Annotated in this window: 19 protein-coding genes and 4 tRNA genes; 19 read left to right on the forward strand and 4 right to left on the reverse strand. The window is 38.5% G+C overall.

Annotated elements, in window-relative coordinates:
• Position 1: 1 nt before the first annotated feature.
• Positions 2-2,581: an RND family transporter gene (locus H4J39_RS05800; RefSeq protein WP_259368766.1), complete on the reverse strand. Its 2,580-nt coding sequence runs from the start codon at positions 2,579-2,581 to the stop codon at positions 2-4.
• Between the two features lie 116 nt (positions 2,582-2,697).
• On the opposite strand from H4J39_RS05800, the gene H4J39_RS05805 reads away from it, so the two are divergent.
• Positions 2,698-3,006, forward strand: coding sequence for a metalloregulator ArsR/SmtB family transcription factor (locus H4J39_RS05805; RefSeq protein ID WP_220462133.1), 309 nt, complete (start codon positions 2,698-2,700; stop codon positions 3,004-3,006).
• 71 nt (positions 3,007-3,077) lie between these two features.
• Here the strand turns inward: H4J39_RS05805 and H4J39_RS05810 are convergent, their stop codons facing one another.
• On the reverse strand, positions 3,078-4,196 hold the full coding sequence (locus H4J39_RS05810) for a beta-ketoacyl-ACP synthase III (protein WP_182226441.1): 1,119 nt from the start codon (positions 4,194-4,196) through the stop codon (positions 3,078-3,080).
• Positions 4,197-4,300: 104 nt separating this feature from the next.
• Entirely contained in the window at positions 4,301-5,305 is a 1,005-nt protein-coding gene (locus H4J39_RS05815; protein ID WP_182226443.1) for a GlxA family transcriptional regulator, read from the reverse strand.
• 126 nt (positions 5,306-5,431) lie between these two features.
• Between H4J39_RS05815 and H4J39_RS05820 the strand changes: the two genes are divergently transcribed.
• Positions 5,432-7,333, forward strand: a complete 1,902-nt coding sequence (locus H4J39_RS05820; RefSeq protein WP_182226444.1) for a beta-ketoacyl synthase — start codon at positions 5,432-5,434, stop codon at positions 7,331-7,333.
• A 310-nt stretch (positions 7,334-7,643) separates the two neighbouring features.
• Here the strand turns inward: H4J39_RS05820 and argE are convergent, their stop codons facing one another.
• Positions 7,644-8,792, reverse strand: coding sequence for an acetylornithine deacetylase (argE, locus tag H4J39_RS05825; protein ID WP_182226446.1), 1,149 nt, complete (start codon positions 8,790-8,792; stop codon positions 7,644-7,646).
• Between the two features lie 186 nt (positions 8,793-8,978).
• On the opposite strand from argE, the gene argC reads away from it, so the two are divergent.
• The 17 genes from argC to H4J39_RS05910 all read left to right on the forward strand — a co-directional run.
• A complete protein-coding gene (gene argC / locus H4J39_RS05830; RefSeq protein WP_182226448.1) occupies positions 8,979-10,013 on the forward strand; it encodes an N-acetyl-gamma-glutamyl-phosphate reductase in 1,035 nt (344 codons plus the stop codon).
• Positions 10,013-10,819 (forward strand): acetylglutamate kinase, encoded by an 807-nt coding sequence (gene argB / locus H4J39_RS05835; RefSeq protein ID WP_259368767.1) that lies wholly within the window; start codon positions 10,013-10,015, stop codon positions 10,817-10,819. Before argC ends, argB begins: the two co-directional genes overlap by 1 nt.
• Before the next feature lie 50 nt (positions 10,820-10,869).
• A complete protein-coding gene (locus H4J39_RS05840; protein WP_182226450.1) occupies positions 10,870-11,814 on the forward strand; it encodes an ornithine carbamoyltransferase in 945 nt (314 codons plus the stop codon).
• A gap of 77 nt (positions 11,815-11,891) precedes the next feature.
• Entirely contained in the window at positions 11,892-13,154 is a 1,263-nt protein-coding gene (locus tag H4J39_RS05845) for an argininosuccinate synthase (RefSeq protein WP_182181461.1), read from the forward strand.
• Positions 13,155-13,156: 2 nt separating this feature from the next.
• The gene (gene argH, locus H4J39_RS05850) at positions 13,157-15,100 is read left to right on the forward strand and encodes an argininosuccinate lyase (RefSeq protein ID WP_182226452.1); all 1,944 of its coding nucleotides are present in this window, start codon (positions 13,157-13,159) and stop codon (positions 15,098-15,100) included.
• A 113-nt stretch (positions 15,101-15,213) separates the two neighbouring features.
• A complete protein-coding gene (gene argA, locus H4J39_RS05855) occupies positions 15,214-16,524 on the forward strand; it encodes an amino-acid N-acetyltransferase (protein WP_182226454.1) in 1,311 nt (436 codons plus the stop codon).
• 461 nt (positions 16,525-16,985) lie between these two features.
• Positions 16,986-18,113, forward strand: a complete 1,128-nt coding sequence (locus H4J39_RS05860) for an outer membrane beta-barrel protein (RefSeq protein WP_182226456.1) — start codon at positions 16,986-16,988, stop codon at positions 18,111-18,113.
• Positions 18,114-18,128: 15 nt separating this feature from the next.
• Positions 18,129-18,644 carry a polysaccharide biosynthesis/export family protein gene (locus tag H4J39_RS05865; RefSeq protein ID WP_182226458.1) on the forward strand — a complete coding sequence of 172 codons (516 nt, stop codon included), beginning with the start codon at positions 18,129-18,131 and terminating at the stop codon, positions 18,642-18,644.
• 82 nt (positions 18,645-18,726) lie between these two features.
• Positions 18,727-20,889 carry a polysaccharide biosynthesis tyrosine autokinase gene (locus H4J39_RS05870; RefSeq protein ID WP_182226460.1) on the forward strand — a complete coding sequence of 721 codons (2,163 nt, stop codon included), beginning with the start codon at positions 18,727-18,729 and terminating at the stop codon, positions 20,887-20,889.
• A 242-nt stretch (positions 20,890-21,131) separates the two neighbouring features.
• Positions 21,132-22,157: a UDP-N-acetylmuramate dehydrogenase gene (murB, locus tag H4J39_RS05875; RefSeq protein ID WP_182226462.1), complete on the forward strand. Its 1,026-nt coding sequence runs from the start codon at positions 21,132-21,134 to the stop codon at positions 22,155-22,157.
• A gap of 2 nt (positions 22,158-22,159) precedes the next feature.
• Entirely contained in the window at positions 22,160-23,167 is a 1,008-nt protein-coding gene (gene birA / locus H4J39_RS05880; protein ID WP_182226464.1) for a bifunctional biotin--[acetyl-CoA-carboxylase] ligase/biotin operon repressor BirA, read from the forward strand.
• Positions 23,164-23,880, forward strand: a complete 717-nt coding sequence (locus H4J39_RS05885) for a type III pantothenate kinase (RefSeq protein ID WP_182226466.1) — start codon at positions 23,164-23,166, stop codon at positions 23,878-23,880. Before birA ends, H4J39_RS05885 begins: the two co-directional genes overlap by 4 nt.
• A gap of 153 nt (positions 23,881-24,033) precedes the next feature.
• Positions 24,034-24,109 (forward strand) — tRNA-Thr (locus tag H4J39_RS05890).
• A gap of 25 nt (positions 24,110-24,134) precedes the next feature.
• A tRNA-Tyr gene (locus H4J39_RS05895) sits at positions 24,135-24,219 on the forward strand.
• 24 nt (positions 24,220-24,243) lie between these two features.
• Positions 24,244-24,317, forward strand: a tRNA-Gly gene (locus H4J39_RS05900).
• Between the two features lie 13 nt (positions 24,318-24,330).
• Positions 24,331-24,406, forward strand: a tRNA-Thr gene (locus tag H4J39_RS05905).
• Between the two features lie 67 nt (positions 24,407-24,473).
• On the forward strand, positions 24,474-24,676 hold a 203-nt coding region (locus H4J39_RS05910), incomplete at its 3' end, for a GTP-binding protein (protein ID WP_259364653.1).

Here is a 24,676-nt window from a genome sequence, read left to right on the forward strand (position 1 = left end):
CCTATGAATGTTTATTTTTTAAGGGGGGCTTGCCAGCAAAAAGTGTCATTAACGCGGGTAGTAACACCAGAGTAACCAATGCTGAGAGCGCCATAATACTTGCCAGAAAAAATCCAACCGTAATATAAGGCACTAATGGCGAGAGTAATAAAGGCGTAAAGCCAATCGCAATTACAATAGCATTGCGTGAAATTGCTCGGCTTGGCTCTTGGAACATCGCCGATAATGCTAGCGCTAAACTGCCCAGTTCTTTCTCTAACTCTCGTGCACGTTGTAAAAAGTGTATGGCAAAATCGATTGAAAGCCCTAAAGTCAGCGCTGACAAAACCGCGATAGGCATATCGTAATCTTTACCTATCCAGCCAATTAACCCGTAGATCATTGAAATGGTAAGCGTTAACGGTAGCATGGCTAAAATGCCGTATTTCAATGAACGAAAGAGTACAACCATCATTAAGAAAACGATGACAAACGATGATAATAAACTGTCGATCATGCCGTTCACCATTGCGTCTTGCCAAACAATGTTTAAGTAAGACTTACCCGCCCATTGATAACTAATATCTTTTGGCATCGGATGTTTGGTAATGTAGGCCTCGGTCCAGTTAACGACTTTGGTTGTATGTTGATTATCACCACTGGTCATTTGCAGCCATAATAAACTTTGCTGATAATCTTTGGTGACAAAATGCCATAAGTCTTGCGGACGATGCGACGACTGATATTGCAGTAATGTTTGTGCAACACCGTTACTCGATTTAGGCAAAGTAAAGTCTTTATCTTTGCCTGAGAAGAGCTCACGATTTACTGTTTTCACAATATCAGCTAAACCATTACTCTTGCCTACTAAGCCAGTTGTCAATAGTGCTTGCTGGAAGTCGCTCTGCCACTTTAATAGCTCAGGGTCGAGAAATACTTTGTTTTCGTTAAAAGCTGTATCGGTAATATTAACTAACTGTTCTAGTATAAGCTGTTCTTCATCGTTAGCTGAAAAGGCTAAATCATCTAATAAAACCAATAAGTTCTGATTAATAAATGAATCTTGCGCAGTCGATTTTATATCATCTATAAAGGCATTAATTTGCTTTGCGCTAGTTGAATTTGTATCAAGGGTCGCTAGTACTTTTTTGAAATTATTCACCGCAGCACTATTTTCACGATTGTTATTTTTAAAGACTAGCCAAGCATCATAAGTGCCAGCAAAATGTGCATTGAGTACTTTGTCCGCTATTCTAATTTCGTGATCAGCTTTAAACCAGTTAATGGGGTTATCATTAATTTCAATACGGCTAATGCCTTCAATACTGACTAAAAATAACGCAACAAAGCCCATAAGAATCAGTTTGGTTTTTTGAGTCGCAAATCTGCCAAGGCTTTCTAATGCATTGGCTAAACGGCCTTTTTGTTCTGTACGTAAAATAGCGTCGTGTAACTTGGCTAACGTTTCGGGTTTTAAACGAGAAATATAAGCAGGAATGTAAATAATAGTCAGTGCGAAGGCTAATAAAATACCCGTGCCAATAAAAGCGCCAAATACTTTAACAGGCGGAATAGGGGTTAGCATTAATGAATAAAAACCAATGGCAGAGGTGATTGAAGTATAAAGCATAGGAGTGTATAAGTGCTTCATTACACCCTTAACTACATCGCCTGCATCATCACCTGTTTTATATTTTTCCGCAAACTCTGAGAGAATATGCACCGAGTCAACGACTGCTATTGGCATTAAAAATATGGCAATCATCGATGACATTATATGAACAGTAAAGCCCATACCAATCAGTGAACCCATAACGATAATCACCGTTGCCATAGCGACCACCATTGGCGCAATAATTAATGGAAAATTACGGAAGAAGTACCAAAGTAAAACAAAAATAGCTAATCCCGCTAATGGTGCAGCGACGCCCATTTGTACAAACATCTCATAGCCAAATTGGTCTTCAGCGACAGGTAAACCGGTAATATGAAAATCTACATTAGCCACTAGTTCAGCAGGGAAATTTTTGCTAATAGTACGAATTTTCTCGGCGATATTATAACTCATGTCTTTGGCTTGAATAGGCACATAAATCGCAATGGCTTTGTTATCGCCAGAAACTAACGTGTTGTTAAGCATAGGTAAGCGCTTAACGGCTTGCTGAATTTCCAAGCTGCCTTCGAGAGAAGATGGCGCTTGTTTCATTAAATATTCGAAACGTATACCACTATTTTCACCTTGGCTGTCTTTTTCTTGAGTAATGTTATCAACGACACTCAGTGATAATAAATCTTGTGGTATGACTCCTTCAATTTGCAAAATTTTTGTTGATAACTGCTCAACAACTTGCAGTGAATTAGGCGTAAAAATATTATTTTTACTGACAATGCCGACGACGATCATATCGCGCATTTGAAAGTCAGCTTTTGTTTGGTTATGAAAAATACGCGCTGGGGCATCACGACTCAGCATATTTTCAGGGTCAGTATCTATTTTCAGGTTTGGCATCATCGCCAGACTTATTGCTACCATCAGTAATACTACGGTGTAAACAAGTTTAGGTTTCTCAACCGCGATTTGTAGGAGTCTGGTGTAATTCAAAAGGGATCCTTAACTGAAAATTGTATATTAGACAAGCGTAATGTACTTTTATATTAGCACTGTCTAATGTAATATCAATCAATATTTACTTTTTGCTGACAATAAAGACCTAGATGATGAATAATGAAACTCAAATAAACATAGCTGAAATGCGCGGCAATGCAACTCAAGCAGCTGAGCTATTGAAAGCGATGAGTAATGAAAATAGATTGCTGATACTTTGCTATTTAGGTGAGAAAGAAATGTCGGTGTCAGAGCTTAATAGCTTTATTGATTTAAGTCAGTCGAGCTTATCTCAGCATTTAGCCCGATTGAGAAAAGATGGTTTGGTAAAGACTCGCCGAGAATCACAAACTATTTACTATACAATTGCGCATCCATCTATAGTAAAGTTAATCACTTTTTTACACAGTGAATTTTGTTAATAAGCTTAGTAAAAGGTCACAAAAGCTCAAATCAGTAAGGTTTTCTTCAGTGATTTGAGCATGTCGCTTGATTAAATATGTTCTATAACAAGACAACCTGCAGAATAACCTGCACCAAAAGAACAAATGAGTGCTTTATCGCCCGCTATCATATCGTCATGATTCAAGTGAAAAGCAATAATAGAGCCTGCTGAAGCCGTATTAGCAAACTTGTCTAAAATAATGGGTGCTTCATTACCTATCGGGTCGCGGCCCAATACTTTTTTCGCCACAAAGTTATTCATGTTGATATTGGCTTGATGTAAAAATAACCTTTTTAAATCTTTAGCTTCAACATTTGCAGCTTCCATTTGCTCCGTAATTAATTGCGAAACCATTGGCAGTACTTCTTTAAATACTTTTCGGCCTTGCTGAACAAACATTTTATCGTTATCAAGCATTGTTTCAGGGTCACATTTATTTGTATGACCGAAGTTACTGCGAATATTATTAGAGAAGGTGGTGATGGGTTTTTTTGTTAATATTTTAAAGCAATGATCAGCAGTGGCGGTTGCTTGTTTTTCAATAACAATAGCGGTCGCAACATCCCCAAAAATAAAATGGCTGTCTCGATCGCGTAAATTAATTTGTGGAAAGTTAAGCTCAGGATTAATCACTAATACTGTTTTGGCTGTGTCGCCACATAAAGCATTTGAGGCATTCATAATACCGAATGTTGCCGACGAACAAGCAACGAGCATATCGTATGCCCAGCCTTTACAGCCCAATGCTTGTTGTACTTCAATCGCTATTGCAGGGTAAGCGCGTTGTGTATATGAACAAGCAACAATAATTAAGTCGATATCGTCTGCTGTTTTATTGGCTGCTGCCATCGCTTGTCTCGCTGCGCCTACCGCCATTTCAGCTTGTGCTGATAATTGCTCATCGCTGCGCTGAGGAATAAGTGGCATCATCGTTTTAGGATCAAGTGCGCCATCTTTATACATAACATAGCGACTTTTAATACCTGATGCTTTTTCAATAAACTCACTTGAAGAAGGTTTTAAAGCCGTTAACTGTTCATTGTTAATCGCTTCTTCATTTTCGGCGTTGTAATTTTCAACATATTGATTAAATGCTGTGACTAATTCGTCATTTGAAATACTGTGTGGCGGGGTGAATAGACCTGTACCACTGATTACGATTGACATGTATTTACTCCATTTATAATTTTTTTCTAGTGGTCGTACCATGGGTCTTATTCCATAAAAGTACAAGCACTTCAGTGTTTTTAATTGATGTAATGTTCATTATATTACATAAAAAGTTTTTTTCTCACCATCGCACGATAATCTCTTGGCGTAAGTGTTAATTGTTTCTTAAAAAGCCGTGTTAGTTGGCCTTGGTCTTGGTAACCGACTTGAAACGCTATTTCTTGTATTGATAAATTACTCGATGACAACAAATCTTTCACCGTTTCAACCCTTACCTTTTGCCAATAATGAGAAGCGCTAACTCCTGTCGCATTCTTAAATCGTCGGCTAAACGTTCTATCGCTAATCTCAAATTGTAAGGCAATTTCAGAGAGAGATAATGTTGATGAAAGGTTGGTTCGCATCCAAAATTGAATTTGAGTGATCAATTCATCAGGGTGGCGATCAACCGCTCCTTCTAAATATCGCTGCTCTTCATAAGGTTTTCTAATTTCATGAGAAAAATTACGCTCTACGTGCTGAGCGGCTCGTTCACCATAAGTTTGATGAATAACATGAACAGTAATATCAGCTAAGGCATTTAAGCTCGCCGCACAATAAATACGTTCAGACTGCGTGATAAAAAAATCAGGTTTAAGTTCAACTTTTGGATAATTTCGTTTGAATTGCTCAACATAATGCCAGTGTGTTGTTGCCGGGTGATGATCAAGCAAACCCGACTCGGCAATAAAACAGACCCCAGTGCCTCCACCAATCAGTGTCGAACCTTGTTGCCACATATCATTTAGCCAATTGACCACTTTGGGATGTTTTTTAATTAATGGGCGAGGATTGCGCCAAAGACTCGGTATAAAAATATAATCGGGGCTTTGCGCATGTTCAATATCTACATCAGGATAAAGCTTAATAAGAGCTCTTGTACGTACAGGAGCTAGACTTTCACTGACCATTTCTATATTAAGCTTAGGCGAACGCCTATTTTCTCTGCGCGCAAAAGCTTCTCCAGCCCTGAGCATCTCAATAGGTAAACTTACACTGGTTGCTAGCATATGATCATATAAAACCAAGGCAACATTTACCGTTTTACGAGCTATCTTTAGTGGCATATCAGTAACTTTCGTTATTTTTGGCTGTTATTGTATTATTTATGGCTGATAACGACAATTAATTATTAACGTTTCTTTTTACACTAACGATAAGAATTACGACTCATGTATTTAAGAGAATTATAAATGACTGCTTTACCTATTATTGTTGGCATGGGCGGCGTAAATGCTGCCGGCCGCACCTCCTTTCATCAAGGTTTTCGTCGTATTGTTATCGACAAATTAACGGCAGAAGCGCGTCAAGAAACTTTTGTTGGCTTAGCCACGCTGATGAATATTTTAACTTTCCAAGACGGTCAGTTACTTGATGCTGATGGTAATAGCGTTGCATTAAACGAAGTAGAAGCACGTTTTGGCCAGCAAATTCTAGATGGCACACTTATCCGTAAAATTGAAAGTAATCACTTTGACCCTGACGCAACGCATTGCCATACGCATATGCTTGCGACACCAAGCGCTGATAACATTACTTTTGAAATTAAAGAAAAAGAATTACCCAAACCTTTGCCACGCTCTTGGAAAATAACACCGTTAGCAGATAAACGTGTCAAAGTTGAAATTACGGATAATTTAGATATTAAACATAGTAGTTATCGTGACAACCCAATTAAGGCCGCAGGACAATTACCTACCGGTTTTGAACCGTCAACTTTATATAATAGTCGTTATCAGCCGCGTGGTTTACAAACCACTATTTTTGGCGCGGCGGATGCTATTCATTCAACAGGTTTTAGCTGGGATGAAATTTTAGAAAAAGTAAGTCCTGATCATGTAGGAACTTATTCATCTTCAGCTTTTGGTCAAATGCAATCAGAAGGGTTGGGTGGTATGTTGCAAAACCGTCTTCATGGCGATCGAGTAACCACTAAAAATTTAGCCTTAGGTTTAAACACTATGTCAGCTGACTTCATTAATGGCTATGTTACTGGCAGTGTTGGTACTACCTCAACCTCGACAGGCGCTTGTGCGAGTTTTCTTTATAACTTACGCAACGCGATTCAAGATATTAAGTCAGGTCGTGTACGTGTTGCTATTGTAGGCAGTAGCGAAAGCCCAATCACACCAGAAATTATTGAAGGTTTTGGCAACATGAGTGCCTTGGCGAATGAAGAAGGTTTGAAAAAACTTGATGGTATTACACAAGGGCAGGCCGATCACCGTAATACCAGTCGTCCATTTGGTGAAAACTGTGGCTTTACTATTGGTGAAGCCGCGCACTTCTTAGTTATTATGGATGATGAGTTAGCGATTGAATTAGGCGCTAAGCCTTTGGGCTCTGTTGCCGATGTTTTCATTAATGCTGACGGTATTAAAAAATCTATTACTGCTCCTGGTCCTGGTAATTATATTACTATGGCGAAATCAGTGGCACTCGCAAAAAGTATTTTAGGTGACGAATCAGTACAGAAACGCAGTTTTATACTGGCTCATGGTTCAAGTACGCCACAAAATCGCGTAACAGAATCGTTAATTTATCATCGTTTAGCCGAAACATTTGATATTCATCATTGGCCAGTAGCTGCGCCAAAAGCTTTTGTAGGTCATACTATTGCTCCTGCAAGTGGCGATCAAATCACTATGGCGTTAGGTGTTTTTGCCCATAATATTATGCCGGGTATTACAACGATTAACGCTGTTGCTGACGATGTTTATAATGAACGTTTAAACATCGCACTTGATCACTGGCAGTGTGAAGCCATGGATGTTGCCTTTATTAATTCGAAAGGTTTTGGTGGCAACAATGCAACCGCCACCTTACTTTCACCAGATGTAACCCTTTCAATGCTGAAAAAACGTTATAGTATTGAAGATATAGCAAGTTACCAAGAAAAGTTATCAGCGGTTGAAGCGAAACAAAAAGTTTATCAAGATAAAGCGAATAACGGACAATTTGAATTAATATATAAATTTGGTGTTGGTGTTTTAGGTGATGATGATATTGAAATTAATTGCGATAACATTTCTATGACAGGTTTTACCAATAGCATTGCTTTACCAAAAGAAAATCCGTTTGAGGATATGACTTAATTATTAACAGGCTTTTGCTAAGTCTTTAATCGCTCACTCATAAGTTAGACAATAAAATGCAAAGCGACAAAGCCTTGCTTTTTTATGTTCAGGATGAACGGTATGTCACGGTGCGATGGATGGTAAGGAGTTTTGATGTTCAGGATGAACGGTATGTCACGGTGCCATGGATGGCAAAGAGTTTTGATGTTCAGGATGGCCTTTCTCAGACATCCTGCCTTCCAAGGCATTAGTGCATCCCTGCACGTCAACGGTATGTTGTGATTCTATGAGTATCATAGAGCGACGGTGTACTATTTTTAAATAATCCCTATAAACAATAACGCTGAATCATTTTTGTTAATATAACTTCAGTTTTATCAATTTCACTATGCGCTAAAAACTCATTTGGTTGATGAGCCTGGTCAATAGAACCTGGGCCTAAAACAATAGTTTGACAGCCAAGCTGTTGAATAAAAGGTGCTTCGGTAGCATAATTTACCGCGCAACATGAGTGACCACTTATTTCTTCAGCTATTGTTACTAACCCACTGCTTTGGTTTTGTTCAAAACTGGGGGAGCTAGGGTCTAATTCATTAAACGAAACTCGGTGAGGATATTTTTCAGCAAGCGGCTTTAGGGCTTCGCTGAGCAATTGAATCAGTTCGCTGTCAGTCATACCCGGCAGTGCTCGCATATCAATATCTAACTCGCAGTGACCGCAAATTCTATTGGCATTATCGCCACCATGTATTGCGCCTAAATTCAGCGTTGGCTCTTTTACATCAAAGGCTTGATTACTATAATTGTGAGCAAGTTTTTCTTTGAGCTGCATTAATTGGCTAATCACCTGATACATAATTTCTATAGCATTAACGCCTAAACTTGGTTTACTTGAGTGCCCTGATTGACCTTGAATAGTTATGCGATGTGACATATGCCCTTTATGCATGATGACAGGGACCAAATTTGTTGGCTCACCAATAATGGCAACATCTGGTTTTATCTGTTGGTTTTGGGTGAAAAAACGCGCGCCTGCCATAGTGGTTTCTTCATCTGCTGTGGCTAAAATATAAAGCGGTTTTTTGAGTTGTTTCGCTGATAACCCTTTACAAGCTTGTAAAATAAAGGCAAAAAAACCTTTCATGTCACAAGTACCTAAACCATAAAATTTATTATCTTTGTCGACGACTTTGAATGGGTCTGACTGCCAACGATTTTCATCAAAAGGTACGGTGTCACTATGACCTGCGAGTAATAATCCTCCTTCTCCGCTGCCAAGTTTTGCTAATAAGTTATATTTTTTACGGGTTGCGGGTACGGCTTGAATCTCAATACTAAAACCGAGCTGTTCAAACCACGTCGCTAGCAGTTGAATTACGGCTAAATTTCCTTGATCCCAACTTGCTTGTGTTGAACTAATCGAAGCACTGGCAATAAGTTGCGTTAATGAATGGGTAAAGTTTGGTAAATTTTTCATAAGAGCTCACGATTAGAAATAAGAATAAATAAATATCATGGGTAGTTATGCTTATTTGTTGCATAACAAGTCATCAGGTGTTATTTTCTAATTCTAGTGTAAATAACCTAATAAAAGAAGCCTATTGAAGATTATTTATTTTCTCTCGCTACTTTAGGTTGATTAAAAATTAATAGATGAGGTTGTATGAAAGTCGCGGTTATTGGAGCAAGTGGATATGTGGGCGCTGAGCTGATTAATTTATTGTCTGCGCACGACAAAATTTCCCTTGAGTATTTACTGGTATCAGAAAACAGTAGCTCGGCAGATATGACCTTTTCGCAATTACATCCGCGTTACTTAGGTGTATGTGATTTACCTTTAGTGTGCTTCTCACCACGTTGGTTTGATAAAACAGCACAAGAACTTGATGCGGTATTCTTTGCGACACCACATGAGTTTAGTGCCGACTGGGCGCAAGCGTTTGTTGAAAAAGGTGTTAAGGTTTTTGATCTTTCAGGCGGGTTTCGCCTCAAAAACAGTGCAGATTATCCAAAGTTTTATGGTTTTGAACATAAAAACTTATCGGCACTGGCTCAAGCAAAGTACGGTTTAGCCGAATGGCAGCAAGAAGATATTGCGAGTACGCAATTAGTTGCTGTACCGGGCTGTTATCCAACTGCAAGTTTATTATCACTAAAGCCTATTACGTCTAATAAGTATCATCTTGAAAATTCACTTATTGTTGTTAATGGGATTAGTGGTGTTAGTGGCGCGGGAAGAAAAGCCTCATTAGCGACAAGTTTTTATGAAGTGAGTTTAACTCCTTATAATATTTTACAGCATCGGCATCAACCTGAGATAAGCCAAGAAGCGAATGCACAGGTTATTTTTAATCCGCATCTTGCGCCTTATAAAAGAGGCTTAATGGCGACGGTAACCTTGCAAATTAAGGCCGGTGTTACGACCAAACAAATTGATGAAGCCTTTGCTTGTGCTTATCAAGATGAACCCTTGGTACGTTTAACGGGGACTTGGCCCAAAATAGACAATGTGGCTAACACACCGTTTGCCGATGTCCATTGGCAAGTCGATGAAGAAAAGCATGTGGTTGTGGTCAGTTGTGCTATTGATAATTTACTAAAAGGTGCGGCTTCACAGGCGGTGCAATGTGCAAATATTTCTTTGGGCTTACCCAGTGAATATAGTTTGCTAAATAATGTAACCTTGGGAAAATGTTAATGACTATGCCAATAAATACGTTAATCAGTAATAAGACTAACAAGCCGTTGGTGATTAAAATTGGTGGCGCCATTCTTGAAAAAACAGATGCACTCGCTGATTTATTAAAAATTATCGCGTTATTAAAAAATCAGGCGGTTGTTTTAGTGCATGGTGGTGGTTGTGTTGTTGATGAAATGCTCAGTCAGTCCGGTTTTACCACCGAAAAAAAACACGGTTTACGTGTTACACCTAAAGATCAAATGCCAATTATTGCTGGCGCGTTGGCCGGTAGTGTTAATAAATCGATTGTTGCCACGGCGGCAAGCTTGAATATGCAGGCGGTCGGCCTGTCGCTTGTCGATGGCGATATGGTTACTTGTCTTTTAAGTACAAAAGATCTCGGCATGGTTGGAGTACCACATGCTAATAACAGTAAATTACTTGATACCTTGCTAAGCGCAAAATTTTTACCTGTTGTATCTTCCATTGGCTCATTAACCAGTGGTGAATTAGTGAATGTGAATGCTGATGATGCGGCTGTCGCGATTTGCCAGCTATTAAATGCCGAGTTGCTACTGTTGACCGATGTTAATGGCGTAAAAGATGCGAGTGGCGAATATATGGCTTCGCTGAGTAAAACTCAAGCTAATAAATTAATCGAGCAGGGGGTTATTGCTGGCGGTATGACCGCTAAAGTCAATGCGGCTTTCCTGGCAGCAAGTCAATTACGGCGAAGTATCGCGGTTGCTAGTTGGCAGTCGCCTGAACAAATTATCAACTTACTAAAAGGTGATGCAATAGGTACGCGCATTCAACCTCATTAGCCCTCTTTAAGTCATGTTTAATTTAATTACTTTTTCGGATAGCACGCATTATGTCAAAAGCAATGTCACCAATAGCAAAGTTAGAAAATTTTTTAGCCGATGATCAACTGACTAAAACACAAATAACCGATCTTATTTCTTTAGCGATAAATATTAAAAACTATCCTAGCGATTACAGTCAAGCGTTAGCAGGTAAATCTGTTGCGATGATTTTTGAAAAACCCTCATTAAGAACGCACGTTAGTTTTGATATGGGGATTAACAAATTAGGCGGCCATGCGCTATATTTAGGCCAGCAAAATGGCAAGTTAGGTGAGCGTGAAAGAGTCAGCGATTATGCTAAAAATCTTTCTTGTTATGCTGACGCTATTGTTGCGCGTGTTTTTGAAAACAGTGCTATTGAAGGCTTAGCCGAGCACGCGAGTGTACCGGTGATTAACGCACTTTGTGATATTTATCACCCGTGCCAAGCGTTAGCTGATTTTGTTACCTTGCAAGAAAACTTTGCCGATTTGTCAAAAGTTAAACTAGCTTATGTAGGTGATGGTAATAACGTTTCAAATTCGTTGATGTTTATGGCGGCAATAGTCGGGGTTGATTTTACTTTGGTTTGTCCTGAAGGGCATGCGCCAGAGGAAAGCTTGTTGAATAAAGCCAAAACTTTTGCTGAAGAGTCAGGAAGTAAGTTGGTACTTACCTCAAGTGTTGCAAACTTAGGGCAGCAAGATGTTATTTATACCGATACATGGGTATCAATGGGTGATGAAAATGCCGGTAAAAAAGCGGCACTTTTAGAAAAGTTTGCGCCGTATCAAGTTAACCATCAAATGATGAAAAATAGTGGTGCAAGTATTGTTATGCACTGCCAACCCGCACATTTAGGGGAAGAGATAACCGCCGCACTTTTTGACAGCGAAATGTCGGTGGTTTTCCAAGAAGCAGAAAATAGAATGTGGGCGCAAAATGCCGTACTCGTTACGTTATTAGCTAAATAATTCAGTAAAAAACATTAGGTCAGCTGCTGAAATATATTCAGCATAACCATTTATCAAGATTAAGTAGGAACAAGACAATGGCTTTAGCAACAAAGAAACAAATCAAAAAAGTAGTATTAGCATATTCTGGCGGATTAGATACTTCAGCAATCATTCCATGGTTAAAAGAAAATTATGACAATTGTGAAGTGATCGCATTCTGTGCTGATGTGGGCCAAGGCGACGAAGAGCTTAAAGGTATTAAAGAAAAAGCTATCGCCTCTGGTGCCTCTGAATGCTACGTGGCAGATCTTAAAGAAGAATATGTTAAAGAATATATTTACCCTATTTTGAAAACAGGGGCGGTTTACGAAGGCCAATATTTACTAGGTACGTCAATGGCACGCCCTATTATTGCTAAAGCACATATAGAAGTGGCACTTAAGGTGGGTGCTGATGCGGTTTGTCATGGTTGTACCGGTAAAGGTAACGACCAAGTGCGTTTTGAATCTTGTTTTGCCGCGCTTGCTCCAGAGTTAACTGTTATTGCGCCATGGCGTGAGTGGGATATGGTTTCGCGTGAAGACTTACTTGATTATTTAGCCGAGCGTGATATTCCATGTGCAGCATCACTGGATAAAATTTATAGTCGTGACGCTAATGCTTGGCATATTTCTCATGAGGGTGGTGAATTAGAAGACCCTTGGTGTGAGCCATCAAAAGAAGTCTGGACCATGACAGTTGATCCAATGGATGCACCGGACATCCCTGAAAAAGTACAATTAAGTTTTGCTGACGGTGAGCTCGTTGCTATTGACGGGAAAGATTTTTCACCAAAAGGTGCCGGCGCTTATCAAGCGCTAATGTATTTAAATGCTAAAGGTGCGGCTCATGGTGTTGGCAGAATTGATATTGTCGAAAATCGTTTGGTCGGCATGAAGTCTCGTGGTTGTTATGAAACACCCGGCGGCACTATTTTAATGGCGGCTTATAAAGGTTTAGAAACGCTTATTCTTGACAAAGAATCACTTAAATACCGTGAATCAGTTGGTCTTGAGTTTTCACATGTCATTTATGACGGTCGTTGGTTTACCCCGCTTGCTAAAGCTCAATTGGCTTCAGCAGCCTCTTTTGCTGAAAAGCTGACGGGTGATGTGGTTGTTAAGTTATATAAAGGGATGGCACAAGTTATTCAACGTCGTTCACCTAATTCTTTATATTCTGAAGCCTTCGCTACGTTTGGTGCTGATGATGTTTACGACCAAAAACATGCGGAAGGTTTTATTCGCCTCTTTAGTTTATCAAGCCGGATCACCGCACTTTCGCAAAAAGACACTGTGTTAAAGAACAAGGATAAATAGTCATGGCTTTATGGGGCGGACGGTTTAAAGAAAAAGCGAGTTTACAATTTAAAAAGTTTAATGACTCTTTACCCGTAGATTACCGCATGGCAGTACAAGATATTGTCGGTTCAATGGCTTGGGCACAGGCTATTCACGAGGTAGGGGTAATAAATGATGGTGAACTCGTTCGTTTAACGGGTGCATTACAAGAATTAAAAACTTCGGTAGAAGAAAATCCCAAGCAAATTCTGTTGTCAGACGCTGAAGATATTCATAGTTGGGTAGAGATCCAGCTTATTGAAAAGACCGGAGACTTAGGTAAAAAGCTTCATACGGGACGCAGTCGTAATGATCAAGTAGCGACTGACTTAAAGCTTTGGTGTAAAGAGAAAGGGGGCGATTTACTCTTCGCCTTAGTGAATTTACAACAAGCGATGATGAACCTAGCTGAACGTGAAAAAGATACCGTTTTACCTGGCTATACTCATTTACAAAGAGCGCAGCCAATAACTTTTGGCCATTGGTGCTTAGCGTATGTAGAAATGTTTAATCGTGATATAGGACGTTTAAAAGATGCGCTTTATCGCTTAGATGTTTCGCCATTGGGCTCTGGCGCTTTAGCGGGTACTGCGTATCCTATTGATAGAAACGCACTGGCTCATCGTTTAGGTTTTAGAACGGCAACGATGAATAGTCTTGATGCTGTTTCTGACCGAGACCACGTTATTGAGTTACTAGCTTCAGCAAGTATCTCGATGATGCATTTGTCACGTTTTGCAGAAGATTTAATTTTCTATAATTCAGGAGAAGCTGGGTTCGTAGAAATGAGTGACCTAGTGAGTTCTGGTTCGTCATTAATGCCACAAAAGAAAAATCCTGATGCCTGTGAATTAATTCGTGGTAAGTCAGGGCGTGTTTTTGGCGCTTTAACGGGGATGTTAACCACGATGAAAGCGTTAGCACTTGCCTATAATAAAGATATGCAAGAAGACAAAGAAGGTTTGTTTGATGCGCTTGATACGTGGCAAGAATGTATGGAAATGGCAGTGCTCGTTGCGGATGGTTTGAAAGTAAACCGTTCACGTACATTAGCTGCAGCGCAACAAGGTTATGCCAATGCAACTGAGCTCGCCGACTATTTAGTCGGTAAAGATATACCGTTTCGTGAAGCACACCATATTGTAGGTGAAGTTGTGCTAGCGGCTATTGATAAAGGTGTACCTTTAGAAGACTTAACCATAAGCCAACTGCAAGAATTCAGCGATAGAATTGAGCAAGATGTTTATCAGCACCTTTCTATTGAATCAACGCTTAATAAACGTGAAGCATTGGGCGGTACTTCCCGTTCGCAAGTTGAAAAAGCGCTGGCGACGACCCAGTCTGGCAATGAAGCTATTTTAAATGAGCAGGTTGTTGGTGCGCCAGGTAAGCAAAGAATTCAAGTTGCACTTAAACAGGTCAAACAGCGGCTAAATGCCCAACGTGCCGCGGCTATGTCAGTTCGTCGAGCGAGAATGTCAGATGTGGACAGAATTTATCAACTAACCAACTTTTGGGCAGATAAAGGTGAAATATTGCCACGGTCACGTGACAATATTATTCATGACATTCAAAATTTTGTTGTCGCCGAGCTTGACGGTAATGTTGTTGGTACAGCATCGCTTTATATCTATCAAACAGGCTTAGCTGAAATACGCTCAGTTGTCGTACAAGATAGTGATCAGCACCAAGGTCAAGGTAAAGCACTTGTGCAATATTTGTTAGAGTTCGCTTATCAAATGGAATTAGAACAAATTATTGTTCTAACTTATATTCCACAATACTTTCAGACGCTTGGCTTTAACTTTATTGATAAAAGTTCACTCGCTGATAATATTATTGAAGACAGTGAACCTAGTCCGCATAAAGACCCGGCAGACGAAGTCGCGATGGCATACATACTGAGTCTGCCTCAACAGGCATAATTTTAGTGGTAATTTAAAATGATTAAGGTGAAGCATTCACTTTAGCAATGATACTTAGCGGCTCCGCTGCAGAGTATAAATAACAGGTCTTCATAACTCAGAAAATGGACAGCATGAATAATAACGAACAAAATTATGTTAAATGGTTTAGAAATGCCGCGCCCTATATTAATGCACACCGAGGAAAAACAGTTGTGCTTATGTTTGGTGGTGAAGCCGTACTTCATCCAAACTTTGCCAACATTATTCATGATATTGCTTTGTTGCGCAGTTTGGGCGTTAAGTTAGTGTTAGTTCATGGTGCTAGGCCACAAATTGAAGAACGTATGGAACAGCGTAATATTACGCGTAATATCGAAAATAATATTAGAGTGACCGATGCTGAAACACTTATTGCTGTTAAAGATGCGACGGGATCAATGCGACTACATATTGAAGCTTTGTTAACGATGGGCTTAGTTAATTCGCCAATGCATGGCTCACAAATTCGCGTTAGTACCGGTAATTTTGTTATTGCTAAACCCATTGGTGTGCTCAATGGCGTTGATTATAAGTATACGGGCAGCGTAAGAAAAATTGACGCTGTTGGTATTCACACCCAGCTTGATTATGGCTCAATAGTTTTACTGTCACCTATTGGCTACTCTTCTACAGGGGAAGTCTTTAATTTAGCACTTGAAGATGTTGCTACCAAAACGGCACTCGCGCTTAAAGCCGATAAGTTAATTACTTTCACGAAAGACGATGGCTTAATGGATGAATCGGGTGAGCTTATTCGTAGTTGTAGTGTACGGCGAGTAAAAACTTTATTGGATGATAAAGATTGTCATGTCCGCCAGTTATTATTAAGAGCAATTATTCAAAGTGGCGAGAATGGCGTAGAACGTTGTCACTGTGTGAGTTACCAGAGCGATACAGCTTTGTTACAGGAGTTATTTACTCGTGATGGTGCAGGGACATTAATCGCAAAGGATCATAAAGAAGAAGTTTGTACGGCAAGTATTGATGATGTCGGGGGTATTTTAGAGCTGATTGCCCCTTTAGAAGAAGAAGGCATTTTGGTAAAGCGTTCACGTGAATTACTTGAAATTGAAATTGATCGCTTCACCGTTCTCAAAAAAGAAGATGTTATTATCGCTTGTGCTGCTTTATATCCTTATCAAGAGGCTAATTCAGGAGAGATAGCTTGTGTGGCTATTCATCCTGATTATCGTAATGGTAACCGGGGAGAACACTTGATGGGGGCTTTGGAAGTTAAAGCCCATGAGCTTAACTTAAGATCTTTATTCGTCTTAACAACCGTGAGTGGTCATTGGTTTCGTGAGCAAGGTTTTATTGAAAGTTCAATGGACGATTTACCTGAAGGTAAAAAACAGATGTATAACTTCCAACGCAAATCTAAGGTGCTGATAAAATATATATAGTCAAAAAGTAAAGTCAAAAGGCATTACAGTTTTAGGTGTTAAATTTTGAGTATTAAGATCAATTAATACAATAAACTTCTCCATGTTAAATTTAAGCGACTCATTCGACTGTTGATTTGCAGATAACTGTAACGGATAGTGCTAATTAGATCTATTCGTATGCGCTAAACATTAAGATGATAGAATAAAAAAAGGCTGCTTTTAAAAGCGGCCTTTTTTGTTTTAGTCTGCTCAATAAACACTTTTTGTTTGTTTATGTGTACAATAAAGAACTTATTTTGAATTTTTATTCCTCATAAGAAAAGACTAATGTAACAGGAATGTTTCATCTTCTTTACTTTTAGGGCATATTGTTTGTCGCGATAATCACTTGTTTGTAAGGCTTACTATTTTCAATGGTCATATTTAGACTTTTATTCATTTCCTTAATTTGTTTTTGTACTTTTTTACTGACTTCTTTTATGCTGAAAGCGCAGACTGATTTTGTCCTTGAAAGCGGTAACAAATTTACAGCAAAACTGTCTTCTGAGTATGGTCAAATAAGTAACTTCCTTCATCAAAATAAAGATGAAGAGAGTACTCGTTATATTAAAATTGAACCTTCAGTTTTTATTCAAACGCAATTTTCTCGTCATTTACTTCAATTAGAAGCAAACATTAGTCATTATCAATTTAGTGAGTTTGGTGAAGATGACCATAGCAACTTATCTTTTAAACCAAAATATTTATTTAAACTTGACCACAATAAAACATTATTTGCGGATTTTAAATTACAAGAAGAATATGAATACCGTGGTACTGGGTTATCTTTAGGTAACGCTACGTCGCTAACAACCGGAGACGATAAGAAAAGAGTTGCCGCAAATATTGGCTACTTATATGGTCAAATTGATTCAGTGGCTAAATTAAAACTCTCAATTGGCCAAGAAGACTTTCGTTATACAACCCGGCGAATACAAAATAGGGCACTTGACCGTGTTGATCATAAGGCCACCGCTAGCATTGATTATTTGCTGTCGGGAAAAACATATTTTGCCGTCGACTTAGCCTATATTCAATCAGATTTTCAACGTGATAAACCGTTAAATAAAGATGAATATGCCTTATTAGTAGGAATGAAGTGGCAATCGACAGCCATTACCCAACTGCAAGCATTAGTCGGTTATCAAACACTCTCTTTTGAAGACCAACGCCTTGACAGCGATAATAGCTTTAAGTGGCGATTTGATATGAATTGGCAACCGACCTTCTTTAGTAAAATTAACATCAACACGCAACGAAATTATGAAACAGAAAACCGAATAGCAGAGCGTTACCGAGTCGTTGACAGCACGAATTTGAACGTCACTCATCAATTTACTGATTATTTTCAGACATCAGTCGCTATAGGATATAAACAAGAAGAGATCATTTACCTTGATCAAACCGATAATGAAGATTATTTGTATTCAGCGCTGAAATTTAATTATCAACGAAATGACTGGCTAACTTTGTTTGCTGGATTCACTTTTACAGATTTAGAGGCAAGTGACGATAACCTCAACAATCAGCGTAATAGCTTATCATTAGGTTTTAGTGTTACTATTTAATATTGGATGAAAAACATGCGCTTTTGGGCTTTATCAACAATTTTAATACTTTGCAGCTTTTTTTGTGGTGCAAGCGATTACGTACTCGGACCGGGTGATAAATTGCATATTGTCGTTTATGGTGAAAATGACCTAACAACTGATGTAAAGATTGATAAATCAGGTTTTATTTCTTTTCCCTTTTTAGATGATATACAAGTAATCGGTTTATCGACAAAGAAATTAGAAAATGTTATCAGGGAAGGCTTGCTAGGGGATTATATTGTTGATCCACAAGTTTCAGTTTCTATTGCTACGTACAGACCATTTTTTATCCATGGACAAGTTCAGCGGCCGGGAGGGTATCCTTACCAAGATGATCTAACGTTGGATAAAGCTATTGCATTAGCAGGGGGACTATCAAATAGAGCGTCAACTTCCCAGTGGAAAATATCTCGAATGGTGAATGGCATTAAAGTGACAATAGAGGGGAATGTTGCTACGGCAATTCGCCCGGATGATATTATAAAAATAGAACAAAGTTTTTTCTAAAAAGCACATGACAAAAGGATTTTTGACCAGTTTTATTGGCTGTATTACATGTGATACTTGTAAATAATGATGAGCAGTAATTTTGAACGATAATAAAAGCATAAATTTTAGTGCCCCCAATCAGGAGGTCGCTTTAAAAGAAGTGTTAAGCCCTCTTTGGTCTCGGCGGTGGAAAATTGTATTCTTTACACTATTTATATCATTAATAGTGGCTTTTTATGTCTCATTACTTAAACCCTCATATAAAGCAACGGCCGTTTTACAAATAGGCAGTAATAAACCGGCTAATACCTTATCAATCAATGACGCATTTAATGAGTCTAGTGCCAGTAAAGAGCAAGTTAAAACCCAATATGAATTATTAAAATCACGAAAGTTTGCTGAGCGTGTTATCGCTAGTTTAAATTTGGTTGAACATCAGGAATTTAATAGTGGTAAATATAATGACAAAATTAGTTTCTTCGCGAACATAGGACAAAGTAAGGTTAAGCCAACGGTTAACAGTTTAATTTCAGCATTTAAAAGCCGCTTAACTATTTCTCCTATTGCGAGTACCGAGCTCGTCAATATTAGTTTTGTTGCCCACACACCTAAATTAGCACAACAAGTGGCTAACCAAATTGGTTTTACTTACCTTCAATATCAAGATGAAATTCATAGCGCGTCGAAAGAATCAACATCGCAATGGCTGGTTGATCAACTTGAAGAATTAGGAAAAAAACTTGAAACCTCTGAAGAATCATTACAAGAATATCGTGAAAAAGAAGGTATTATTGATCTTTTAGGTGTTTCAGGCTTAGTCAATTCTGAATTAACCGAGTTAACATCTTCTGCGATTCACGCTGAAAAAATAAAAGATGACTTAGAAGTCACTTATGAAAGTATTCAAAATCGTCGAAAAAATACCGCACAATTACTTGAACTGCAAGAAATTAGTAAGCAAAGTGATTTAGTACAATTGCGGCGTGCCGATGAAAAAGCCGAACGAAAAATATTTGAACTCTCGAAGCGTTATGGGCCTAAACATCCGAAACGTATTGCCGTTCAAGCCGAGCTTGAGTCATTACAAAAGCGTATTGTACAACTTGTTGATGAAATCGTTATCTCTATTGAAAAAGATTATTTGAACTCTTCTGAAAAAGTTAAAGCAACCCAGAATCGCTTGGCAATTGCCAAAGTTGATTATCTCCGCTTAAGTCGCTTACATAATAGATTTTCACAATTGCAGCGAGATGTAGATACGAATAAAGAACTTTATAATAATTACCTTGTTCGCTTAAAAGAAACGGATGCGATGGGGAATTATAAATCAAATTTTTATGTGCGATTTATAGATAAAGCGATTACTCCGCGTAATAAATTTGCTCCTAATAAAGCGTTGATGGTTATTATCAGTTTTATTTTATCATTTGCTATTATTTCAATAATTATAATTATGCGTGAGCTGTTAATGGATACGCTAAATTCGCGCCGTAAACTCGAAAACTTTACCGAAGCACCTATTCTTGCCATTTTGCCAAAGTTTCAAACATCAAATGCTGATAAGAAGAATGATCCCTACTATACCGATAATCGTTTTACCGAAGCGGTACGTACCTTAAGAACCTCTTTATTATTTAATGGGGAAAATAAGCCAGCTAAAGTGATTGCGATAACATCTTCTGTACCTAATGAAGGTAAGTCTACGGTAGCGCTTCATCTCGCTCGCTCGTTTAGTGAAATGGAAAAAGTCTTGCTTATTGAGGCTGATATGCGACACCCAACGGTGGCGAGAAATATGAATTTGAGTCCGCATCGTCCTGGATTATCAAACTTATTAGCAAAAACACATCAGATTAATGAGTGTATTATTCGTGACAAAAATTTAAAATTAGATATTTTAACCTCAGGTATTTCTCCTGCTAACCCGTTAGCTTTTTTATCTATGAAACGTTTTAATATGCTGATTAAAGTGTTTGGTAATTTTTATGATCGCATTATTATAGAGACTCCCCCGGTTAATGCCGTCAGTGATGCCGTCATTATTTCTAAACTAGTGGAAACGGTATTGTATGTGGTTCATGGTGAGAAAACTAAGCGAGAACAGATCACAACAGGTCTGCGTATGCTTAAGCAAGTAAATGCTCCCATTGAAGGTATTGTCATTAATCATAGTCAAAATATAGATTCTGATAAATATCAAAATAAGTATTACAACGAACGGACAAATAATATTGTTAAATTGCCGGTACGAAAACAAGGTTAGTCCTTTGCTATCTATTAATAGCAAATACACTCAATATTTGAAGGTATTGTCATTAATCATAGTCAAAATATAGATTCTGATAAATATCAAAATAAGTATTACAACGAACGACAAATAATATTGTTAAATTGCCGGTGCGAAAACAAGGTTAATGCTCTTCTAGTTATTAAGTGCTTTCGCTTATTGAAAACTGGGGTAGAATAAGACAAAATTTTTACCAGCATTATACTTCTGCTTATACTATGAAATCACAGCAAAATTTTTCCCTACAAAAAAATAACAGCTTTGCCGTAGACGCAACGACTCCCGTTATTTATTACCCAAAAAATGAGCAAGAACTACAATTATTAGCCAGTGTAACGCGCGGACGCTTTTATATTTTAGGGGAAGGTAGTAATACGCTTTTTGTTGAAGATATTATGCCAGTGATCATTAAACCTGAGTTTTTAGGGATTATTGTTCATGAGACAAAAGATTTTTATGAAGTGAATGCTGCGTGTGGTGAAAACTGGCATGACCTTGTGTGTTTTTGTATTAACCAAGGTATTAACGGTCTTGAAAACCTAGCACTTATTCCTGGTAGTGTTGGTGCCGCTCCTGTGCAAAATATTGGAGCGTATGGCGTAGAAGTTGCTGACTTTATCGAGCGTGTTACTTGGTTTGATTTTACTGATAACAAAGCTCAGCAATTTACTAAAACTCAGTGCCAGTTTGATTATCGAAACAGTGTTTTTAAACAAGATTTAAAAAATAAAGGCATTATCACTAATATTACTTTACGTTTCACAAAAAATTGGCAGGCAAAACTTAGTTATCAAGGGCTTAATGGATTACCTAAAGATTGCAGTGCTAAAGATATTATGCAGGCAGTCATTAAAATAAGAAATAGCAAGTTGCCTGACCCCAAGATTATTCCAAACGCAGGTAGTTTTTTTAAAAACCCCGTGATCAGCGCAGAGCAGTTTCTGTTATTGCAGCGTAATCATCCAGAAATCCCTCATTATCCACAAGATAACGGTAAGGTGAAATTAGCCGCAGGGTGGTTAATTGAAAAGTCAGCGTTGAAGGGGTTTCAGATGAATGGGGCTGCGGTACATGATAAACAAGCGTTGGTACTTACCAATTTTGATTCAGCGAGAGGAAGTGACATCAAAAGTTTGGCTATTTATATACAAAAAACAGTCTTTGAACGCTTTGCAATATATCTTCAACCTGAAGTGAGAATGCTCGGTGAACAGGGTGAAGTGATCTTAAAAGGAATAGGCTAATCATGGCAAAAGCAATTCGTGAGCAGCTCATACAATATTTAGCTGATGGCCAGTTCGTCTCTGGGCAGTGGTTGGGCGAACAATTAGGCGTGAGTCGTGCAGCAATATCAAACCATATTACCTCTTTAACTGATATGGGCCTTGATATTTACAGTGTTACCGGAAAAGGCTACAAACTTTCAGAACCGTTAACCTTACTAAATGAAAAAAAAATTCAACAAAAACTTAACGAACTGGGTCAGAAGAATAAAGTTGAAGTGCATAATATTATTGACTCAACAAACAGTTATTTATTGCGCCGTTTACCCAATCAAAATTATAATTTACAAGTCTGTTTAGCAGAATATCAAGATTCAGGGCGTGGCCGTCGTGGAAGAAAGTGGATCTCTCCCTTTGGTTCTCACATATACATGTCAATGTATTGGTACTTAGAACAAGGCATGGCAACGGCAATGGGGCTAAGTGTTGTTTCAGCATTGGCAGTGAGCGATGCAATAAAAGTGCTTTATAAAATAGATGTTCAGTTAAAGTGGCCAAATGATATTTATTTTGATGGTGTTAAGCTTGCCGGTATTCTTATTGATTTAGAAGGGCAGGCACTTGAACCGTGTCATTGTGTGATAGGAATTGGTTTAAATATTAATATGCCACAAAAAAGTGCAGAACAAGTTGACCAACCTTGGACAGATCTACAGCAAGCTATTAGTAGCAACACGAATAGCAAGAAGAACCCCCAAACAACTATTGATCGAAATGAGCTGGCGGCTATGTTAATCACCAAGCTCTCTTTAAGGTTGCAACAGCACCAAAATGAAGGGCTGTTAACGATGGTAAATGAATGGGCTAAGCAAGATTTTTATATGAATAAACCGGTTAGGTTAATCACTGGCGCTCGTGAGAAAAAAGGCATTTGTCGGGGTATTAATAATCAAGGTGGCTTGTTATTAGACGTTGATGGCCAAATTGCACCTGTATATGGTGGTGAAGTTAGCTTGAGGGGAGAGTCATGAGGTTATTAGTCGATATTGGCAATACCCGCACTAAATATACTTTTGAGCAGCAGGGTGTATTATCAGAAGTTCAAAGTGAACGTAATGAAGCGATTAGTGAAGAATGGTTAGCAAACATTACTCAATCAGTAAAAAAAATTATTGTCGCGAGTGTTAGTGAAGCTTATTTAGTTGATGTCTTTGTAAAGTTTGCTGAACAACACAGTATTGAACTTTTGAATGTTAAAAGTGAAAGTGAACGATTTGGTGTTACCTCAAGTTATGAACAACCCACAACGTTGGGTATTGATCGGTGGTTAACGTTACTTGCAGCTAACATTTTGTATAAGAATAAAAACATACTTATTATTGATGCGGGTACAGCGACTACCGTTGATTTACTCGACAATAATGGTCGGCATTTAGGCGGTTGGATTTTACCCGGTATTGATATTTTATTTAACAGTCTACTATCAAATACTTCGCAAGTGCTTGCTACTAAGGAACACCAGACTGATATTTCCTTTGGTCAAAATACTTCTGATGGTGTCAATAATGCTTGCTGGGCAGCAACACTTGGCTTTATTGAACAAGGCATCAAACAAGCTAACAAACAAGTTTCATTGGATGAAGTATTAATCACTGGCGGTAATGCAGAAAAATTAGGCGCTTTACTAACAACTAAACATCATATTATTAACGAGCTTGTTTTTCTTGGGATGCAAAGGTTTTAAATCATTGACGCCTTTATTATATCGATACATTGCGGTGACTTTCGACGCTAGGCGATTAAAAAAACATCAAAAGGTTAAAAACATGGTTTTTTTTTGTTTTTACGCTTGCAAGGGACAAAACATTCCACTAGAATTCGCACCACTTAATGTAGTGCCGACTTAGCTCAGTTGGTAGAGCAACTGACTTGTAATCAGTAGGTCGCCAGTTCGACTCCGGCAGTCGGCACCATTAATAAAATTGTTGTAAAAGTATTGGAGGGGTTCCCGAGTGGCCAAAGGGATCAGATTGTAAATCTGACGGCTCAGCCTTCGGTGGTTCGAATCCACCTCCCTCCACCACTTTGCAACATTAAAGATAGAAAAGCGGACGTCGTATAGTGGTAATACCTTAGCCTTCCAAGCTAAAGCTGCGAGTTCGATTCTCGCCGTCCGCTCCATCTTTAAGTGATTGCTGATATGGCTCAGTTGGTAGAGCGCACCCTTGGTAAGGGTGAGGTCGGCAGTTCGAATCTGCCTATCAGCACCATTCCTTAAGATTTCTATCTAACTAAATTTATTTTATTTTTGTTAATTTATTTCAGAGGCATTACATAATGGCTAAAGCAAAATTTGAACGTTTAAAACCGCATGTAAACGTTGGTACTATCGGACACGTTGATCACGGTAAAACTACTTTAACAGCTGCTATCTCTGCAGTATTAACTAAAGTACACGGTGGTGAAGTTAAAGATTTCGCACAAATCGATAATGCTCCTGAAGAGCGTGAGCGTGGTATTACAATCAATACTTCTCACAT

It is taken from the genome of Colwellia sp. Bg11-12 (assembly GCF_014076955.1).
In the GTDB taxonomy this organism is placed as follows: Bacteria; Pseudomonadota; Gammaproteobacteria; order Enterobacterales; family Alteromonadaceae; genus Colwellia_A.

Bases quoted from the DNA above. Each gene is read 5' to 3' on its own strand.
- H4J39_RS05805 (WP_220462133.1), top strand. From the start codon at position 2,698: ATGAATAATGAAACTCAAATAAACATAGCTGAAATGCGCGGCAATGCA.
- H4J39_RS05810 (WP_182226441.1), bottom strand. From the start codon at position 4,196: ATGTCAATCGTAATCAGTGGTACAGGTCTATTCACCCCGCCACACAGT.
- H4J39_RS05815 (WP_182226443.1), bottom strand. From the start codon at position 5,305: ATGCCACTAAAGATAGCTCGTAAAACGGTAAATGTTGCCTTGGTTTTA.
- H4J39_RS05820 (WP_182226444.1), top strand. From the start codon at position 5,432: ATGACTGCTTTACCTATTATTGTTGGCATGGGCGGCGTAAATGCTGCC.
- argE (WP_182226446.1), bottom strand. From the start codon at position 8,792: ATGAAAAATTTACCAAACTTTACCCATTCATTAACGCAACTTATTGCC.
- argC (WP_182226448.1), top strand. From the start codon at position 8,979: ATGAAAGTCGCGGTTATTGGAGCAAGTGGATATGTGGGCGCTGAGCTG.
- argB (WP_259368767.1), top strand. From the start codon at position 10,013: ATGACTATGCCAATAAATACGTTAATCAGTAATAAGACTAACAAGCCG.
- H4J39_RS05840 (WP_182226450.1), top strand. From the start codon at position 10,870: ATGTCAAAAGCAATGTCACCAATAGCAAAGTTAGAAAATTTTTTAGCC.
- H4J39_RS05845 (WP_182181461.1), top strand. From the start codon at position 11,892: ATGGCTTTAGCAACAAAGAAACAAATCAAAAAAGTAGTATTAGCATAT.
- argH (WP_182226452.1), top strand. From the start codon at position 13,157: ATGGCTTTATGGGGCGGACGGTTTAAAGAAAAAGCGAGTTTACAATTT.
- argA (WP_182226454.1), top strand. From the start codon at position 15,214: ATGAATAATAACGAACAAAATTATGTTAAATGGTTTAGAAATGCCGCG.
- H4J39_RS05860 (WP_182226456.1), top strand. From the start codon at position 16,986: ATGCTGAAAGCGCAGACTGATTTTGTCCTTGAAAGCGGTAACAAATTT.
- H4J39_RS05865 (WP_182226458.1), top strand. From the start codon at position 18,129: ATGCGCTTTTGGGCTTTATCAACAATTTTAATACTTTGCAGCTTTTTT.
- murB (WP_182226462.1), top strand. From the start codon at position 21,132: ATGAAATCACAGCAAAATTTTTCCCTACAAAAAAATAACAGCTTTGCC.
- birA (WP_182226464.1), top strand. From the start codon at position 22,160: ATGGCAAAAGCAATTCGTGAGCAGCTCATACAATATTTAGCTGATGGC.
- H4J39_RS05885 (WP_182226466.1), top strand. From the start codon at position 23,164: ATGAGGTTATTAGTCGATATTGGCAATACCCGCACTAAATATACTTTT.